1 protein-coding gene (running past one end of the window) is annotated in these 23,057 nt (G+C 42.1%); it reads left to right on the forward strand.

What is annotated here, in order from left to right:
* Positions 1-23,057, forward strand: partial view of an Ig-like domain-containing protein gene (locus tag HCN54_RS13750; RefSeq protein WP_167598230.1) — the 5' portion only. 10,333 nt of this gene lie beyond the right edge of the window; the window shows 23,057 of its 33,390 coding nt (coding positions 1-23,057); it begins with the start codon at positions 1-3; the stop codon falls past the right edge of the window.

Raw genomic sequence — 23,057 nt, forward strand, 5'->3', positions numbered from 1 at the left:
ATGAGTCTAGTTACCGGTGACCGCCCTTCTCAATTAGCAATCTTTAGCAATGGAAATGCAGGTGCGAATCTAAGCCTTGATACAGGGTTAGCAGTCACCACCTCTAATCTTGCAACTACATTTTCTTCAAATAATAATGTAGCAGCCAGTGTAAATGCACCAGGGCCTAATACCTACAGTGATCCTCAATTACGAAGTGTTGATAATGGTGCTATATATGATGTAGTCGTATTTACTTTTGATGTTGTCTTAGACCCAGGTTTTACAGAGCTCAATATTAGATCAGTATTTGGTTCTGATGAATACCCTGATTATGTAGGCTCAGTTTTTAATGATGCTTTTGGTTATTTCATATCAGGACCCGGAATAAGTGGCACAAGAAATTTAGGGGTATTACCTAATGGCAATCCTATTGCAGTAAATAACGTCAATGCCGGATTTTTAGGTTGTGCACAAGATGGAACTTTCGCAGACCTAACACAAACTTCAAATTATATTAACAATGGCCATGACGGGCCCGGTGCTTGTAATAATGGAGGCAATCCCACTCCTGTCAATATCCAGTTTAATGGACTAACAACTGTTCAAACCGGTAAATTAACAGGTCTACTTTCTGGTGTTACCTATACCTTTAAGATAGCAATTGGAGATACTGGTGACCCAACCTACGATTCGGCTGTATTTATAAATCAAATTTTTGCTTCTTCTCCTCCTGACATTGACAACGACGGGATCACTGACATTGAAGATTTAGATGATGATGATGATGGAATTCTCGATAGTGTAGAGAGTGCAGGTTTACCAAATGCTAGCGAAGATGACGATTTAGACGGAATTTTAAATTATCAAGACTCAGATATTGCTGGTTACATTGATTCCAACGGAGATGGAATTAATGATAACTATGATTTTGATCTAGATGGTATTATAAATCAATTTGATTTAGATTCTGATAATGACGGTATTCTTGATATCATAGAAAGTGGTCAAAATGATAATAATGCTGATGGAAAGGTAGATAACTTCGTTGATTTAAATAATAATGGTGTTTCAGATCAAGTAGATCCTGAATGTGATGGATCCACGACGAGCTTCACAGTCAATGCAAGTTCAGTTTATAGTCAGTTTAGTATTCAAAATGCTGCTAACGCCTTAGGTGCTCAAGACAATAATTTTGCTAGTATAAACGATCTTGATGATATTTTAACTTTAAGATTATCAGATGATGTTCCTGTTGGATCCACAATTCAAGTCAGAACTAATATTTCTAATGGTAGTGGTACTTCTTATGCTTTGAGCGTTGAACAATCTCTAGATGGATCAAACTTTACCAATCTTCAAAACTTTAATTATACTACCACTAATGCAGTTAATTTCAATTATACTGTAACTGGAAATCAAGCACGCTTTATTAGGCTTAGAATGTCAACAGATACCGGTTCTCGCAGTATTGGTATTGATGCATTGACAAGTAATTATACAGTCGTAGCTCCCTGTTCTGGAGGAAACGCCGTAAATCCGATTAATACAAGCGGAATTGGCAATCCCAACTACTTAAACAATGAATCTGATAGCGATGGTTGTTTTGATGCACTTGAAGGTGATAATGCAACACTTACTTTGGCTGATTTAGATAGTAATGGGCAAATTACAGGAGGTGTTGATGGCAATGGTATTCCATCTTCAACAAGTGGAGGGCAAGATGATGTCAGCAGTACAGACATAGCTGTAACAGGTGACGCTTGTGATGATGATGGTGATGGAGTCATTAATGCTAATGATCAATGTCCGGGCTTCGACGATACCGTTGACTTTGATGGAGACGGTGTGCCTGACGGTTGTGATAGTGATGATGACAATGATGGAATTTTAGACTGTGAAGAAAACGGACTTCTTAATTCGGATTTCAACGAGATTTTTCAAGTCAATGGCTCTGCGCAACAAAGCACCGCAAATCCAAACGCAGTGATACTTACTCCGGAAGAACCAGGTCAATCTGGCCAAGCATATGGCATGAACAAAGTTGATTTCACCCAAAATTTTTCTTTCTCATTTCAGGCTAACTTGGGTAGTTTAGATGGCACTGGAGCGGACGGTATTGCAATTATTTTTCATAATGACCCTAATGGAACTTCTGCCTTAGGCGCTACCGGTGTTGGTATGGGGTCTTCAGGCATAAGTAATGGTATTGTACTTGAGCTTGATACTTTTAACAATGGCACAGGTGTGGGTGATATAGTGAATGATCACACTATGATATGGGACTCTGATAATCAAAGTGGCGCAGGCCTCTTATCGAGTGCTATTGATTTTGGTAATTTAGAAGATGGCGCTTGGCATGATGTTACGGTCTCTTGGAAACAAAATAGTCAAACTTTGACTTACACCGTAGATGGTAGATTAGCTGGTTCATTCACAGGGAATCTTATTTCTGATTATTTTGGTGGGGCTTCGGAAGTCTATTTTGGTTATACTGCATCTACCGGTGGCTTTACCAATGAGCAAACAATACGCTTTGCAGACTTTTGTTCTTTACCTCTTTTTGCAGACTCAGATAATGATGGTATTCCAAACTACTTAGACCTTGACAGTGATAATGATGGTTGCCCAGACGCTTTAGAAGGTGATAACGGCTCACTAACTTCGAGTGATTTAGCTGCTGATACTAGTTTGGGTGATGCCGTAGATAGTGACGGTATTCCTACAATTGTTAACGGAGGTCAAAACGATGTAAGCAGTACTGACCCTTACATAACAAGTGATCAATGTGATGACGATGGTGACGGCGTAATTAACGCAGATGATAGGTGCCCAGGTGCTGATGACACTATTGACTTTGATGGTGATGGTGTTCCTGACAGCTGCGATACTGATGATGATAACGATGGTATTTTAGATGTTGATGAGCAAGATTGTACTACCTTAAACAACGGTAATTCAAGCGTTGCAAGTGGTGATTTTGCTCAGAATATATTCTGGTTATCCTGGACGGGAACTTCACTTGAAACTAATGGTATCCAAGAGAATACTACCGCAACCATAGCCCTTCCGGGCGGTGGCAGCATCACTGCGACGTTTACTAATGTTAGAGATCTTAATGTGACTAATCCGGAAGCTTTTGGCCCTGACAATGGTAATGCTCCCGAAGATTATTTTTTAAGTGACTTTAATACCTTTGGAGGAGCAGTCTTAAAGAACGACTACAATGTTGCTGGCGCTTCAATATTTGCAAACTTTAACGGTACTGGAGATAATAATGATATCAGCTTTGATGTCACCTTTACCGCACGCACTGCTTCGGGTGTTGTATATACTCCTGATCTTATTTTTGCAGATACTGAGGAAACCAATAATCTAGACTTCCCTGCTGAAGAATATCAACGCGTTACTACCAATGGTAGAAACTGGGAAATTATTGAAAGCGTAGGAGGAACCGGCTATAATATAGCAGGAGCAGGCTCTAATAGAGTTCAATACAATAATACAGGGGCAGGTGTGCCTATCTTACGTACAGTAGATGCAACCAGACTTTCTGTTGAAATCAATACTGCTGGTCAAAATGGTGCGCAAGGTGGTCAAGCCTTTGCATTTGGTGTGTTCTTAGAATGCTTACCAAGAGATACTGACGGTGATGCTGCATCTGATTCTAGAGATACAGACAGTGACAATGACGGCTGTTCTGATGCGAACGAAGCGTACAACAATCCTAATGCTGATGGTGGAGACAACCGTTTTTATGGCACAGGTAATCCTCCTGCAGTAAATCCTGATGGTACTGTTGTAGGTGCAGCCTATCCCGGAACGAATACCAATGTTACAACTGTAAACGCCGCACCAACCATAAGCGTTCAACCTACTAATAAAACTATAAATCAAGGTGCTAATACTACCTTTGCTGTTACCGCTACAGGTACCACTTTAAGTTACCAATGGCAAGTAAGTACCAACGGCGGAGGAAGTTATAGCAATGTGGCTAATGGAGGAGTTTACTCAGGTGCCACAACCAATACCTTGACATTAACTAATGTCCCCTACTCGTATAATACCTATAGATACAGAGTTGTAGTAACTGATGGTTCTTATGTTTGTGGCACAATTACCTCAGCGGCAGCAATTCTTACTGTAAACGGGATTCCTGTGGCTAATCCTGATACTAACAGTACGCCAGAGGACACTGCGCTTAATGTCAATGCAGCCAATGGTGTGCTTAATAATGACACGGATGCTGATGGTAACACCTTAACTGTAAACCGGTTCACCATAAATGGAACGAATTACACTCCTGGTAATAGTGCTCCGATCTCTGGAGTAGGTATTTTTACATTAAATACTAACGGAAGTTACACCTTTACACCTGCAGCCAATTATAATGGTCCAGTTCCTGTAATCACCTATAGAATTACTGACGGAAATGGCGGAACCGCAAGTTCTACATTGACGCTATCGGTAACTCCAGTTAACGATCCGCCAGTTGCTGTTAACGATAGTAATACTACTCCTGAAGATATAACAATAACTGTAGCAGACGGTGCTGCCAGAGATTTATTAAATAATGATTCTGATGTTGACGGCAATACGCTGAACATTACCAACTTTACCTTCGATGGAACTACTCAAAGTGCCGGCACCACCATTACAGTGGCCAACGTAGGCGCACTTACAATAAATTCTAACGGAAGTTACACTTTTGCCCCTGCGGCAAATTACAACGGTACTGTTCCGGCTATTTCTTATACAGTAAGCGATGGCTCACTTACCGCTACAGCAAATTTAGCTATAACAGTAACTCCTGTTAACGACCCTCCGGTAGCTGGTGATTACACCAATAGTACTGATGAAGATACCGCACTTAATATTGCTAACGGAAGCGCAGATGACTTACTTCCTGTAGAGACTGATGTAGATGGTGATCCTATTTCTATTACCAGATTTACCTTTAATGGAGTTAACTACAATGCCGGGCAGTCTGCAACAGTAACTGGAGTTGGTACTTTAGTTATTAATTTAAATGGAAGCTACACCTTTACACCTGCTGCAAATTATAATGGTCCGGTTCCAGCAATTACTTTTACCGTAAGCGACGGAACTCTTACAGATGTAGGCAGCTTAACGCTTACTGTAGATCCGGTTAACGATCCTCCGGTAGCCGTTGATGATTCTCATAGTACTAACGAAGACACTACTTTAACTGTAGCCGACGGTAGCCCCGATGATTTACTACAGGATGATACAGATCTCGATGGCGATCCGCTAAGTATTAGTGAATTTACCTTTGATGGTACAAATTATACTGCTGGCCAAACAGCATCTATAGCTGGTGTTGGTGATCTTACCATAAATGCCAATGGAAGCTACACTTTTGCACCGGCTTCCAATTATAATGGCGCTGTGCCTGCCATCACTTATACCGTGACAGATGGGGCACTTACTGACGTCGGTAATTTAGCGCTTACGATCAACGCAGTTAATGACGACCCTATTGCAAACCCTGACACTGATACCACTTATGAAGATGTAACGCTGTTTATTGGTGCAGACGAAGGGGTTTTAATCAATGATACTGATGCTGACGGCAACACACTTAATGTAACGGAATTCACCTTTGGCGGAACCACAGTAACTGCAGGAAACAGTGTTGCTGCAGCTCAAGGCGAACTTACCATTTATGCTGACGGAAGCTATAAGTTTATTCCTGCTCCAGGATTCAATGGCGCTGTTCCTGCTGCAAATTATACGATCTCTGATAGTAATGGCGGCACTGCCTCAAGCACGCTTACAATTTCGGTTACTGCAGATCCTTGTGCTACTGAAAGCACCTTCAATTGGGATACGGTGACTTGGGCTCCTGGCTCGACTTCTAATACTTACAACAATAAGAATAATACTTCTTATGCATTCAATATTACTCCTCCAGCAGGTGGTTTAGAGTCCCCTACTCCCGTTAATGCTGCTTTTTATGAAGGAGATCTAGGCAGTAGTCCTTCAGATGCAAGTCAATTAATTTTATCAGCTCTTGCATCTAATATTGATGGTGATGTTATTTCTACTGAAATTCTTCTAGGAGAATCTAATACTGGTCTTGATGGAGTACAGTTTAAATTATTTGATATTGATGGTTCTAGCGGCTCTGTAAATTATCAAGAGACTGTTACCATTACCGGTTACCTAGGAGGCACAACCGTTAACCCAATTCTCCAAGGAACTCCTATACACACTATTGCTGGAAACACCGTAACTAGTGATGCTTTTGACGCTCCACAAACTGGTGCTGATGCCGCTTTTGGTGTGGTCTACGCAAGCTTTAGCACACCGGTAGATCGTATTGTGATTTCTTATGGTATTGTTTCAGGTGGAACTTACAATGCTGGTTCGGCTCCTGGGTTTGCTATCTATGATTTAACACACTGTTTTATCGATGTTGACAGTGATGGTGATGGTATAACAGATAGTATTGACCTTGATGATGACAATGATGGTATTCTTGATACTGCTGAAAATTTAGCCGGACTTGATCCTAATGGTGATGCAGATGGTGACGGTGTTGTAAATTATCTTGATGATGATTCTACGGATGCTGCGATTGGTGATGCTGACGGTCTTCCGGCAGCGGCGTATGATCTAGACGGTGATGGAATTGCTAACCATTTAGACCTTGATGCTGATAATGACGCGATCCCAGATGTTTTAGAAGCCGGACTTACAGATGCTGATAATGATGGATTAGTGGATACTGCAGGTTATGGAACTAATGGTTTTGCAGACGAACTTGAAACTTCAGCAGACAGCGGTGTGGCCAATTACACGCCTCGAAATACTGACGCTAATTCTGATATCGTTCCTAACATCTATAATTTCCTTGATAGAGATTCAGACAACGACGGACTTTCTGATACTGAAGAAGCGTTTTCAAATAATCCTTCTTATAACGACACGGACAATGATGGTGTGGTTGATGGATTTGTGGATGCTGACAATAACGGATGGCACGACCCTATTGATGCCGAAGCTACCTTCCCTACGCTTAGAAATTCAGATGCAGACAGCTTACCTAACTACTTAGACTTAGATTCTGACGGCGATGGTATCCCAGATACTTATGAAGGTAACTTCGAGGTTGTAGACAGTGAAAATGACGGGATTGTAGGTTCCGGAACGCCTGCAGACGCCGATCAAGACGGTTTAGCAGATACTAATGATGGTGTAATCCCTGGGATTGGTTTTGGCTTCAATGCAGACCGTGATGGTGACGGCGTTAAGAATGTGGTTGATATTGATATTGACAATGATGGTATTATAGATAATATAGAAGGGCAGCCTACGACAGGATATAGAGCACCTTCTGGTATTGATACTGACAATGACGGTATAGATAATGCGTACGATGTGAACAATGGTGGTGTCGCTATTGGTACTATCAATACAGACGGAGGCTCGGCTCCGGATTATGCAGATACTAATTCTGATCAGGTAAACGGCGGATTGGACCCGTTTGACATTTCAGAAAATGCAACTGATGATAGTATTGATTTACCTCTTGATGCCGATAATAATGGTATTGTTGATCCTGATAAATTTGTTGACATAGATGGAGATGGTCTTCATGATGATTTTGAAAATGGAATTTTTGACACTACAGATCCATTAAATGCAACAAATAATGGTCAACTGCCCACAGATATGCCTGATGTTGATGATGTAGGTGGTGATAGAGATTGGAGGGAAGAAAACTTACAGGATAAAGATGGAGACGGCATTGCTGACACCGATGATTTAGACGACGACAATGACGGTATATTAGATACTGACGAAGATTTTAATGAAGACGGAGATGGGGATCCTAGAACCAACCCTTCTGATAAAGATGGAGATGGTATTCCTAATTATTTTGATTTAGATTCAGACAATGATGGGATCACAGATTATGCTGAGTCCGGAGGTACAGATGATCCTGATGGAAATGGTCAACCAGGTACCGGTGTATTAGACAACACAGAAGTGAATAGCAACGGTATTCCTCTTGCAGTAGTTGGCGCAACCGCAACAGAATCTATTATTGTTCCTATAAATACTTCTGGAAGTGCCAATGCAGATTTTGTGGATCTAGATTCTGACAATGACGGGATACCAGATACTATTGAGGCCGGTGGTTTTGATCCCGACGGAGATGGAGAATATGGTGCTGGAACTTTGAACGATGAAGATGCAGATGGTCTTGCTGATGCTTTAGACCCTTATGATGATCGTGATGGAAGTGCTGATGCTCCATTGCCAACAGCAGGAACGCCACTAGTCATACCAGACACTGACGGGGATTCTATTCCTAATCATTTAGATTTAGATTCTGATGACGATACCATACCTGATAATGTCGAAGCTCAAACCACTTTAGGTTATGTTTATAGATCTGAAAATGACACTGATGAAGATGGTCTTGATGATAATTATGATTCTTCAGGAGGTGTAGGAACAGGTATTCAACCGGTAGATACAGATGGTGATGGAACTCCAGATTATTTAGACCTGGATTCTGATAACGATTCGCTTTTTGATATTGTCGAAGCAGGAAACCCTACTGCCGACACCGATGCTGACGGAAGAACAAATAATACCGTTGGCGTAAACGGTTTTGATAATAACTATGATAATGGTGATGCCTATCTCGACTTTAATGGTATTTACGACAACCCTCAAACCGACTTCCCAGATGCGGATAACGACGTAAACACTGGTGGTGATGTTGACTATCGTGATACCTTGGATAATGATAATGATGGGGTAGCTGATGCAGACGACCTTGATGACGATAATGATGGCATTCTCGACAGCGTAGAAAACGGAGGAACCGACCCAACTGTAGATTCTGATAATGATGGTATTTTAGATTACAGAGATGCCGATACTGCAGGTTTTGTTGATACCAATACAGATGGCGTTGACGACCGTTTTGATACTGATCTTGACGGAATTATAGATCAGTTCGACACCGATTCTGATGGTGATAATTGTAGTGACGCTAATGAAGCATACAACGATCCAAATGCTGATGCAGACGGAAACGGATATTACGGTATCGGAAATCCGCCGGCAGTAAATTCAGACGGTACAGTAACCGCTGCAAGCTACCCAGGTACAAATGCAAATGTGACTACACCGGGCGCTGCTCCTACAATTACCACACAACCTGTTGATAGTTCTGTAAATGAAGGAGAAAACACTTCTTTCTCTGTTTCCGCGACAGGTACTACCTTAAGCTATCAATGGCAAGTAAGCACAGATGGAGGAAGCACCTTCTCAAACATTACTGATGGTGGAATTTACTCCGGGGCAACGACTGCAACCCTTAACTTAACCGCAGTAGCGTATGCTAACGATGGGTATCAATATGCGGTTGTTATTTCTGATGCTACCTACATTTGTGACATAACTACTTCTAATGCTGCAACCTTAAATGTAAATGGAATTCCTGTTGCTGTAGATGATTCTAATTCAACAGACGAAGATGTTGATTTATCAGTAGGAGATGGCAACGCTGGTGATTTATTATTGAATGATACTGATGCAGACGGCGATGTATTAACTATTACTGCATTTACCTTTAATGGAACTCCTTATACCTCGGGACAAGTAGCTTCAATCCCTAATGTTGGCGATCTTCAAATTAATTCAGATGGAAGTTATACGTTCAGTCCGGCTGAGAATTACAATGGTACAGTACCTACCATCACCTATACGGTAAGTGACGGCACTGCTTCAGATATTGGAGAATTAGTTATTACGGTGAACCCTATCAATGATGATCCGGTAGCGGTTGATGATACCTATAGTGTTGACGAAGATGATTCAGTAGTACTAACTCCATTAGACGATGACACAGATGTAGACGGAGATGTACTTTCAATTCAAAGTATCAACGGAACCACATTTACCGGCGGTGAGCAAACTATCGCAGTAGATAACGGAGTTGTGCGCATTGATGCCGGTGGAATAATTACATTCACTCCGGATGATGACTTTAATGGTTCGGTTACAATACCTTATACAATTTCTGACGGAAATGGGGGCACAGCGACTGCAAATCAGATCATTACTGTTAATGCAGTAAATGACCCACCGGTTGCCGTTGATGATTCCTATTCAGTAGACGAAGATGATTCAGTAGTCCTAGCGCCACTTACAGGTGATTCAGACATTGACGGAGATGGTTTAACCATTGAAAGTATCAATGGCACTCCAATTGCCGGAGGTGCGCAAACTATTCCTGTAACTAATGGTACCGTAACAATAGATGCCGGTGGAATAATCACATTTACACCTGATGCTAACTATAATGGTCCAGTAAGTTTCCCATACGTTATCAACGATGGAAATGGAGCCACTGCAACTGCTGATCAATTAATCACAGTAAATTCGGTTAACGATGATCCGGTTGCTGTAGATGATGCTTATACGGTGAACGAAGATGAGTCGGTGATTTTAACACCACTCACAGGGGACACAGATGTTGATGGAGACCCACTTACCGTACAAAGTATAAATGGTACTGCGGTCACTCCCGGTGTAGCACAAAATATCGCCGTTACTAACGGTCAGGTGACTATTGCTACAGATGGCACTATTACTTTTGTTCCTGCGGATGATTACAACGGCCCAATCACGTTTACCTATACTATTTCAGATGGTCAAGGCGGTACAGCAACTGCAAGTCAGAATATCAATGTGGTTTCTACTCCCGATGCTTATGATGATAACTTCACTACTAATGAAGATACTGCTATAACTGATGACTTATTTGCAGATAATGGAAACGGGCCTGATGATTTAGGGGTAACGCCTACTACAGCTGCTCTTGAAACGAATGCAACTTACGGTTCGGTAACTGTAAATACTAATGGTACCTTTACCTATACTCCGAATCCTGACTACAATGGCACTGATAGTTTTACTTATACCATCACTGACGCCAATGGTCAGTCAAGTACAGCTACTGCCAACATTACGATCACTTCAACACCTGATGCGGTTGATGACGTATTCTCTGTAAATGAAGACGCTTCAGTTTCTGGAAATCTATTAGCAGATAACGGAAACGGGCCTGATGATTTAGGTTCTGAACCTACAGCAGTTGCACTTGCAACTAATGCTGCTAACGGTTCGGTTACGATCAATCCGGATGGAACCTTTACCTATACTCCTAATGCCAACTTTAATGGAACGGATAGTTTCACCTATACCATCACTGACGCCAATGGTGTATCAAGTACTGCTTCAGTTTCAGTAACTGTAATAGCCACTCCTGACGCAGTTGACGATGCATTTACAACTTCAGAAGATACTGCAGTTTCTGGTGATCTTTTAGCAGATAATGGCAATGGTACAGACGATTTAGGGGTAGCACCTACTTCAGCTGCTCTTGAAACGAATGCAGCCAACGGTTCGGTAACAGTAAATACTAACGGAACCTTTACCTATACTCCTAATGCCGACTTTAACGGTACAGATAGTTTTACTTATACGATCACTGACAATAACGGTGCAACCAGTACTGCGACCGCTACAGTAACTGTTATATCGACTCCTGATGCAGTGGATGATGCATTTACAACAAATGAAGACACAGCGGTTTCAGGAAATCTGTATGCTGATAACGGCAGTGGAGCTGACGATTTAGGTTCTGAGCCTACAACTGCAGCTCTTGAAACAAATGCTGCAAACGGTTCGGTAACTGTAAATGCTAACGGAACCTTTACGTATACTCCAAATCCTGACTTTAATGGTACAGATAGTTTTACCTATACTATCACTGATACGAATGGAGCGGAAAGTACGGCAACAGCTACTATCACGATCGTTGCTACCCCTGATGCTGTAGATGATGCATTTACAACGGATGAAGACACAGCGGTTTCAGGAAATTTAATTGCCGATAATGGTAATGGAGCTGACGATCTAGGTTCTGAACCTACCGCAGCAGCACTTGACACCAATGCAACAAATGGTTCAGTAGTGGTCAACTCTGATGGAACCTTTACGTATACTCCGAATACTGACTTTAACGGTACAGATAGTTTTACCTACACGCTAACTGATAATAACGGTATAACTAGTACTGCTACCGCTACAGTTACCGTAATTTCTACTCCTGATGCACTTGATGATGAGTTCACAACTTTTGAAGATGCAGCAGTTTCCGGAAATCTATTTGATGATAACGGTTTTGGTGCAGATGACTTAGGTAGCACGCCAACTACTGCAACCTTACTCACAAATGGAGCTAATGGAAATGCAGTAGTAAATACTGACGGAACCTATACTTATACGCCAAATACAAATTACAATGGAAGTGACAGCTTTACCTATACTATCACCGATGATAATGGAAACACGAGCACTGCTACAGTATTTATAACCATTGTTTCCACTCCAGATGCATTTAACGATGAGTTCACGATAGATGAAGATGAAGTACTAACAGACAGTGTATTTGCTAATAATGAAAACGGCGCAGATGACCTAGGAACAGCTCCAACTACGGCTGCACTTACAACAAGTCCTGCTAATGGTGCGATCATTTTTAATACTGATGGTACTTTCACATATACCCCGGAGGCAGATTTTAATGGTACTGATAGTTTTACATATACCATCACTGATGATAACGGGAACACAAGTACAGCCACAGCAACCATAACGCTTAATCCTATCGCTGATGCGGTTGCTGATACGTTCACAACTGATGAAGACACAACTCTTAATGCTGATGTAAGCGCTAATGATACGTATACAGGTACAGCCACTTATGTATTTAATAATGATGCAGACAATGGCGGCATTGTCTCTATGAACAACGATGGCAGCTTTGTCTATACCCCTGCACCGGATTTTGTAGGTGATGAAACCTTCACATATACGGTAACAGATATTAACAGCGCTACCGAAACTGTTTCGGTTACCATAACAGTCAACCCAGTCGCTGATATTGTACCGGATTCAGATACAACAAACGAAGATGTAGCAGTAACTACTAATGTAGTAGATAATGATACCTTCCAAGGAACTTATGGTACCGACTATGCGATCACTGCAACTACTGATCCGGCAGACGGAACAATCACAGATAATGAAGACGGTACCGTAACGTATACGCCTGATCCGGACTTTAACGGTACAGATTCGTATACCTACACTGTAACTGATGTAAATGGAGATACCGAAACTACAACTGTAACTATCACCGTTAATCCGGTAGCTGATATTGTAGCCGATGCAGATACAACAGACGAAGATGTAGCAGTAACTACTAATGTAGTAGATAATGACACCTTCCAAGGAACTTATGGTACTGACTATGAGATCACCGCAACTACTGATCCGGCAGACGGAACAATCACAGAAAATGGAGATGGTACTATTACGTATACGCCTGATCCGGACTTTAATGGTACTGATTCGTATACCTACACCGTTACTGATGTAAATGGAGATACCGAAACAACAACAGTAACCATCACGGTGAATCCTATAGTTGATATTGTAGCCGATGCAGACACCACAGACGAAGATGTAGCAGTAACTACTAACGTAGTGGACAACGACACTTTCCAAGGAGTTTATGGTACCGATTATGAGATCACTGCAACTACTGATCCGGCAAACGGAACAATTTCAGAAAATGGAGATGGCACCATTACCTACACTCCAAATTCTGACTTTAACGGTACAGATTCGTATACCTATACCGTTACTGATGTAAATGGAGATACTAGCACAGAAACGGTAACCATTACGGTTAATCCTATTGCAGATGCTGTTGCTGATACGTTCACAACAGATGAAGACACCGTATTAAATGCTAATGTTAGCTTAAACGACACCTACACCGCTGCTGCAAACTATGTATTTAATGGTGATACCAGCAATGGCGGTAGTGTGGACATGAATCCAGATGGATCGTTTGAATATACTCCTGCAGCTGATTTCGCTGGCGAAGAAACATTTACCTATACGGTAACTGATGTAAATGATACAGACGAAACAGTTACGGTTACCATCACAGTCAACCCAGTAGATGATATTGTAGCAGATGCAGACACAACAGACGAAGATGTGGCAGTAACTACTAATGTAGTAGATAATGACACCTTCCAAGGAACTTATGGAACCGATTATGAGATCACTGCAACTACTGATCCGGCAGACGGAACAATCACAGATAATGAAGATGGCACAATTACATATACGCCTGATCCGGACTTTAACGGTACAGATTCGTATACCTATACCGTTACTGATGTAAATGGAGATACCGAAACTACAACCGTAACTATAACCGTTAATCCGGTAGCTGATATTGTACCGGATTCAGATACAACAGACGAAGATGTGGCGGTAACTACTAACGTAGTAGATAATGACACCTTCCAAGGAGTTTATGGTACCGACTATGAGATCACTGCTACTACCGATCCGGCAGACGGAACAATCACAGAAAATGGAGATGGTACCATCACCTATACGCCTGATCCGGACTTTAACGGTACTGATTCGTATACCTACACCGTTACTGATGTAAATGGAGATACCGAAACAACAACAGTAACCATCACCGTTAATCCGGTAGATGATATTGTAGCCGATGCAGATACAACAAACGAAGATGTAGCAGTAACTACTAATGTAGTGGATAACGACACCTTCCAAGGAATTTATGGCACCGATTATGAGATCACCGCAACTACTGATCCGGCAAACGGAACAGTTACAGAAAATGGAGATGGTACAATTACCTACACTCCAAATCCAGACTTTAACGGTACAGATTCGTATACCTACACCGTGACTGATGTTAATGGTGATACCAGCACAGAAACGGTAACCATCACGGTTAATCCTATTGCAGATGCAGTTGCTGATTCGTTCACGACTGATGAGGACACCTTATTAAGTGCAGATGTAAGTGCTAATGACACCTTTACTGCTGCTGCAAGCTATGTATTTAATGGCGATACCAACAATGGTGGTACTGTAGCTATGGATACAGATGGATCATTTGACTACACCCCTGCGGCTGATTTTGTAGGTGACGAAACGTTCACATACACCGTAACCGATATTAATGGAGCTACCGAAACCGTAACGGTAACCATCACGGTTAATCCTATTGCAGATGCCGTTGCTGACACGTTCACAACTGATGAAGACACGGTTTTAAACGCTGATGTAAGTGCAAACGACACCTACGCTGATGATGCGACCTATGTCTACAACAATGACGCAGATAATGGCGGAAGCATTAGTATGATTACTAGTGGAGCATTTGAATATACACCAGCTCCTGATTTTGCTGGAGACGAAACTTTCACATACACGGTAACTGATGTTAATGGAACTACGGAAACTGTTTCGGTTACCATTACCGTTAATCCAGTTAATGATGCCGTTCCTGATGCGTTCACAACTGATGAAGACACGGTTTTAAACGCCGATGTAAGTGCAAACGACACTTATTCTGATGATGCTACTTATGTTTATAATAATGACGCTGATAACGGCGGAAGCATCACTATGCAAACAGACGGTACTTTTGAGTATACTCCTGCTGCTGACTTTGTAGGTGACGAAACCTTTACTTATACGGCAACAGATGTTAATGGAACTACGGAAACAGTTACGGTTACTATTACCGTTGATCCGGTTGATGATGCAGTTGCTGATACATTCACAACCGATGAAGACACGGCTCTAAATGCAGATGTGAGTGCAAACGATACCTACGCTGATGATGCTACTTACGTTTACAATAATGACGCTGATAATGGCGGAAGCATCACCATGCAAACAGATGGTACTTTTGAATATACTCCTGCTGCTGACTTTGTAGGTGACGAAACCTTTACTTACACGGCAACAGATATTAATGGAACTACAGAAACGGTAACTGTTACAATTACAGTTAATCCTATTGCAGATGCAGTTGCTGATTCATTCACCACTGATGAAGATACGGCCCTAAATGCCAATGTAAGTACTAATGACACCTACTCTGCTAACGCAACGTATGTATTCAATGGAGATACCGATAATGGAGGTAGTGTAGCTATGAATCCTAACGGTACTTTCGCCTATACACCTGCGGCTGATTTCGTGGGTGACGAAACGTTCACATACACCGTAACCGATATTAATGGTACAACCGAAACAGTTTCAGTAACCATCACAGTTGATCCTATTGCAGATGCCGTTGCTGATATGTTCACAACTGACGAAGACACTGTTCTAAATGCAGATGTAAGCACTAATGATACTTACACCGGAGTTGTCTCGTATGCTTATAACGACGATGCTTCTAATGGTGGTAGCATCGCAATGAATTCTGACGGAACATTTGAATATACTCCGGCCTTTGATTTTGTAGGTGACGAGACCTTTACCTACACTGTGACTGATGTAAATGGAGCAACCGAAACCGTTTCGGTTACCATTACAGTCAATCCTGTGACCGATGCTGTAGCAGATACCTATACAATAGACGAGGATACAGTGCTTAATGATGATGTGAGTGCCAATGACACCTATTCTGATGATGCTACCTATGTGTTTAATGGAGATACCGATAATGGAGGTACGGTCGACATGGATCCTGACGGAACATTTGAATATACTCCGGCTCCTGATTTTGCCGGTGAGGAAACTTTCACCTATACCGTAACGGATTTTTACGGTGCTACCGAAACAGTTTCTGTTACTATAACGGTAAATCCTATCGACGATGCGGTGGCAGATACGTTCACAACAAATGAAGACACCGTGCTCAGCGATAATGTGAGCACCAATGACACGTACTCTGATGATGCTACCTATGTGTTTAACGGAGACACGAATAATGGCGGCACGGTTGTTATGAATTCTGATGGTAGTTTTGACTATACTCCGGCTCCTGATTTTGCCGGTGAGGAAACTTTCACCTATACGGTAACAGACGTTAACAATACAACCGAAACTGTTTCGGTTACTATTACAGTAACAGCTACACCTGATGCTATTGATGATAGTGTAACAACCGATGAAGACACTTTAGTTTCAGGAAACTTATTTGTAGATAATGGAAACGGAGCTGACGATCTAGGAAGCGAACCTACCACTGCTGCTTTACTTACAGATGCTGCGAATGGTGCTGCCTTTGTAAATCCTAATGGAAACTATACCTACACTCCTGACCCTGATTTTAACGGTGTAGATAGCTTCACTTATACCATTACAGATGCTAATGGTGCTGAGAGTACAGCAACGGTAACTGTTACTGTGAATCCGGTTTCTGATATTAATAATGATACTGATACGACTTTAGAAGATGACGCTGTTACTACAAGCGTGTTAGATAATGATACCTTCCAAGGTGTCTATGGAACGGATTACAATATTGTAGCTGCAACAGATCCATCAAACGGTTCTGTGGTGATAAATCCTGACGGAACAATCACCTACACTCCTAACGCAGACTTTAACGGAAGCGATTCTTATACCTATTCTGTAATTGATGTGAATGGAGATGCAAGTACTGCGACGGTTAACATTACTGTTCTTGCAGTTGCTGATGCTGTGGATGATACTGCTACGACTGCTAATGAAACTCCTGTTGAAATTGACGTTCTTGAAAACGACTTTGAAGTTCCTACAGCAGGTAGCCTTTCTGTTTCAACTGCTCCTAATAACGGGACTGCAACAGTATTAGATAACGGTACACCGGGAGACCCAAGCGATGATACCATTTTGTATACTCCTGATGCAGATTTCTTTGGGGATGACACGTTCAGCTATGCGATTTGTGATAATAATGGAGGTTGTAATACTGCGGTGGTTACCGTAACGGTAGAAACAGCAGTATTAGTAGCTACTGACGATGATATTAGCGCTACTCCGGTACGTGGTGATATTGGCGCAACAGCAGTTGTTAACGTCCTTGATAATGACCTTATCAATAACAATCCTGTTGATCCGGCTGAAGTTGTAATTACTCCGGTATCTGCAGGTCCACTTACTGTAAATGCTGATGGAACGGTAGATGTAAGTCCTAATACTCCTGCGGGAATTTATTCTATAACTTATTCAGTTTGCGAACTAGCAAATGGTTCTAATTGTGATACTGCTACGGTAACTGTTCAAGTTGCAGGTGCTGCACTGGTTGCTAATGACGATGACCTAACCGCTACTCCGATCAACGGATTTACCGGTGGAAGCATTGGCGATATCACAGCAAATGATACCTTAAATGGTGTTGCTGTAGCGGATGAAGATATTGCTATTTCAATAACTGATGATAACGGAATTGATGGACTTCAGGTAAATAATGACGGTACATTGATTATTCCGGCAGGTACTCCGGCAGGAACGTATAACATTGTTTATCAAATCTGCGAAAACCTAAATCCTGATAATTGTGAGACTGCGACAGCTACTGTAGAAATTAGTGCTGCTGTACTCGTAGCTAACGACGATGACTTTAGCGCAACACCGATAACAGGACAAACCGGTGGAAATGCAGGTGATGTTACTACTAACGATACGCTAAATGGTATTACAGTCAATGATGATGATATTGCGATCACACTTCAAAACAATGGTGGTCTCGCAGGTGTAAGTATTGAAGATGATGGTACTATAATCGTTCCGGCAAATACTCCGGCAGGAACTTATAGCATCGTATATCAAATCTGTGAAAACTTAAACCCAGGAAATTGCGACACAGCGACTGCTACCGTGGTAGTAAATCCTGCTGCGCTTCTAGCTAACGACGATGACTTTAGCGCTACTCCGGTTAATGGATTTACCGGCGGAAATGCGGGAGATGTTACACTAAATGATACGCTCAATGGTGTCGCAGTAGATGATGGAGATATTGCAATTACTATTGAAGACTTTGACGGATTAACCGGCGCTTCAATAGAGACAGACGGTACGGTTATCATTCCGACTAATACTCCGGCAGGAACGTATGACATCGTTTATAGAATTTGTGAAAACCTAAACCCTACAAACTGTGATACCGCTACAGTTACTATTGTTGTAGAAGCGGCTGCTCTTGTAGCTAACGACGACGACTTTAGCGCTACTCCTATCACAGGACAAACGGGTGGCAACGCAGGTGATGTAACTACTAACGATACGCTCAATGGTGTGGCAGTAGATGATGGAGATATTTCGATCATTTTGATTGATCGCGATGGACTTTCAGGTGCAAGTATCGAAAATGATGGTACAGTCATTATTCCGGCTAATGCTCCTGCAGGAACATACAATCTGGTTTATACTATTTGCGAAAACCTAAATACTGATAATTGTGATACAGCAACCGTAACTGTAGTAGTAAATGCTGCTGCGCTGGTAGCTGATGACGATGACTTCAGCGCTACTCCGGTGAACGGATTTACCGGTGGAAATGCTGGTGATGTTACCGCTAATGACACCTTAAATGGTGTTGCTGTTGAAGACGGTGATATTACAATCACGATCCAAGACTTTGACGGTATAACCGGAGCATCAATAGATGCTGACGGCACGTTGATTATTCCGGCGGGAACTCCGGCAGGAACCTACAACTTTATTTATCAGATTTGTGAAAACCTCAATCCGGATAATTGTGAAACAGGAACTGCGACAGTAATAGTAAATGCTGCAGCTATAGTAGCAAATGATGATGACTTTAGTGCGACACCTATTACAGGTACGACTGGAGGAAACGCAGGCGATGTTACTGCAAATGACACGCTAAATGGCGTTGCTGTTACAGACGGTGATATCACAATCACAATTCAAGACTTTGATGGTCTGTCTGGTGCATCTATTGATGCTGATGGTACGCTGATCATTCCGGCTAATACTCCGGCAAGAACTTATAACATCGTTTATCAAATTTGTGAAAAGTTAAACACAGATAACTGCGATACGGCAACTGCGACAGTAGTCGTAAACGCTGCAGCACTTGTAGCTAACGATGATGACTTCAGCGCTACCCCAATTAACGGATTTACCGGTGGAAATGCGGGCGATGTTACTGCAAACGATACGCTAAACGGCGTTGCTGTTGAAGATGGAGATATCACAATCACGATCGAAGATTTTGATGGAATAACCGGTGCTTCAATTGACAATGATGGTACGTTAGTTATTCCGGCAGGAACTCCGGCAGGAACGTATAATATCGTTTATCAAATCTGTGAAAACTTAAATCTTGATAATTGTGAGACCGGAACTGCTACTATTGTAGTAAATGCTGCTACACTTGTAGCCAACGATGATGACTTTAGCGCTACTCCAATCACGGGACAAATTGGTGGAAACGCTGGTGATGTAACGGCTAACGACACCCTAAACGGAATTGCCGTAGAAGATGGGGATATTGAAATTACCATCGTAGATCCTAATGGACTTTCCGGAGCAAGTATCGATAATGACGGTACGCTTATCATTCCGGCAAATGCTCCGGCAGGAACCTATAATCTGGTTTACAGTATTTGCGAAAAATTAAATCCAAGTAATTGTGAGACGGCAACTGCAACAGTAGTTGTTAATGCTGCTGCGCTTGTAGCCAATGATGATGACTTTAGCGCTACTCCAATTACAGGACAAACAGGGGGTAATGCAGGTGATGTTACCACTAATGATACACTAAATGGTATAGCTGTTGAAGATGGAGATATTACAATTACCGTAAACGATCAAGACGGACTTACTGGAGTAACCATAGACAATGATGGCGTACTTAACATTCCGGCGGGTACTCCGGCTGGAACGTATAACATCGTTTATCAAATCTGCGAAAACCTAAATCCAGATAATTGTGAGACAGGAACTGCTACAGTAGTAGTGAATGCTGCTGCGCTTGTAGCTAACGATGATGATTTTAGTGCTACTCCGGTTTCTGGACAAGATGGTGGAAACGCTGGTGATGTAACGACTAATGATACCTTAAATGGTGTTGCTGTTAATGATGGTGATATCACCATTACAGTAACAGATCCAGGCGGACTGTCAGGTGTGACGGTAGACAATGATGGAACTATTATAGTTCCGGCAAATGCTCCGGCAGGAACCTATAATATTGTTTACCAAATCTGTGAAAACTTAAATCTTGATAATTGTGAAACTGCGACGGCTACTGTAGTCGTAAACGCAGCAACGCTCGCAGCTAATGATGATGACTTTAGTGCTACTCCGGTTTCTGGACAAGATGGTGGAAACGCTGGTGATGTAACCGCTAATGACACGCTTAATGGCGTTGCTGTTGAAGATGGTGACATCACCATTACAGTAACAGATCCAAACGGGTTATCAGGTGTGACGGTAGACAATGACGGGGTGATTATCATTCCGGCAGGCACTGTAGCAGGTACGTATAACATTGTTTATCAAATTTGTGAAAACCTAAATCCAGGAAACTGTGAAACAGGAACAGCAACAGTAGTTGTTGCTCCTGCAGCACTTGTAGCCAATGATGATGATTTCAGCACCACGCCAATTTCAGGTCAAACTGGTGGGGACGCAGGTGATGTAACTACAAATGACACGCTTAATGGTGTTGCCGTAGAAGATGGAGACATCACGATCACCGTTGCAGACCCAGATGGATTATCAGGTATTACAATAGACAATGATGGTACGCTTATGATTCCAGCGGGTACTCCGGCAGGAACGTATAATATTGTTTACCAAATTTGTGAAAACCTTAATCTAAGTAACTGTGAGACTGCAACTGCTACGGTTGTTGTGGATGCTGCAACTTTGGCTGCAAATGATGATGACTTTAGCGCTACTCCTGTTTCAGGACGAAATGGTGGAAACGCTGGTGATGTTACAGCAAATGACACGCTCAATGGTGTTGCCGTAGAAGATGGAGACATTACAATTACAGTAAATGATCCAGATGGGTTAACAGGTATTACCATAGACAATGATGGCGTACTTAACATTCCTGTTGGTACTCCGGCAGGAACCTATAACATTGTTTATCAAATCTGCGAAAATCTGAATCCTGGAAACTGTGAAACAGGAACAGCCACAGTAGTAATGAACGCTGCGACACTTGTTGCCAATGACGATGATTTTAGTGGTACCCCAATCACCGGACAAACGGGTGGTGACGCAGGAGATGTAACCACTAATGACACGCTTAACGGCGTCGCTGTTGAAGATGGCGACATCACAATCAGCATTAGTGATCCAGACGGACTAAGCGGTGTGACTATAGATAATGATGGAACGCTTATGATTCCGGCGGGTACACCAGCAGGAACGTATAACATTGTTTATCAAATCTGTGAAAACCTTAATCTAGATAATTGTGAGACCGCAACCGCCACTGTAGTAGTAAATGCCGCTACTTTAGTAGCTAATAACGATGACTTCAGTGCAACTCCTATAACAGGACAAGTAGGTGGAAGCGCAGGCGATGTCACTGCTAATGATACCTTAAATGGCGTTGCCATAGAAGATGGTGATATTACAATCACGGTAGCAGATTCTGATGGTTTAGCAGGTTTAACAATAGAAAATGATGGTACAGTAATTATTCCGGCAGGTACTCCGGCAGGAACGTATAATGTCGTTTACCAGATTTGTGAAAACCTTAATCCAGGAAATTGCGAAACAGGAACCGCAACAATAGTTGTAAATCCTGCAGCTCTCGTAGCCAATGACGATGATTTTAGTGCAACTCCAATCTTAGGCCAAAATGGCGGAAATGCTGGAGATGTAACTACTAATGACACTTTAAATGGAGTAGCTGTCGAAGACGGAGATCTTACCATTTCAATAGCAAATCCTGACGGATTAACCGGTGTAACCATTGACAATGATGGTACCGTGATTATTCCGGCGAATACTCCGGAAGGAACGTATAATATCGTTTATCAAATCTGTGAAAATCTTAATCCAAGCAACTGTGAGACTGCAACTGCTACGGTAGTGGTTAATGCTGCTACGCTGGTAGCTAGCGACGATGACTTTAGCGCAACTCCGGTTTCTGGACAAAATGGTGGAAACGCTGGTGATGTTACAGCAAATGA

Origin of the sequence: Leeuwenhoekiella sp. ZYFB001, assembly GCF_011784865.1 — a bacterium.
Taxonomy (GTDB): domain Bacteria; phylum Bacteroidota; class Bacteroidia; order Flavobacteriales; family Flavobacteriaceae; genus Leeuwenhoekiella; species Leeuwenhoekiella palythoae.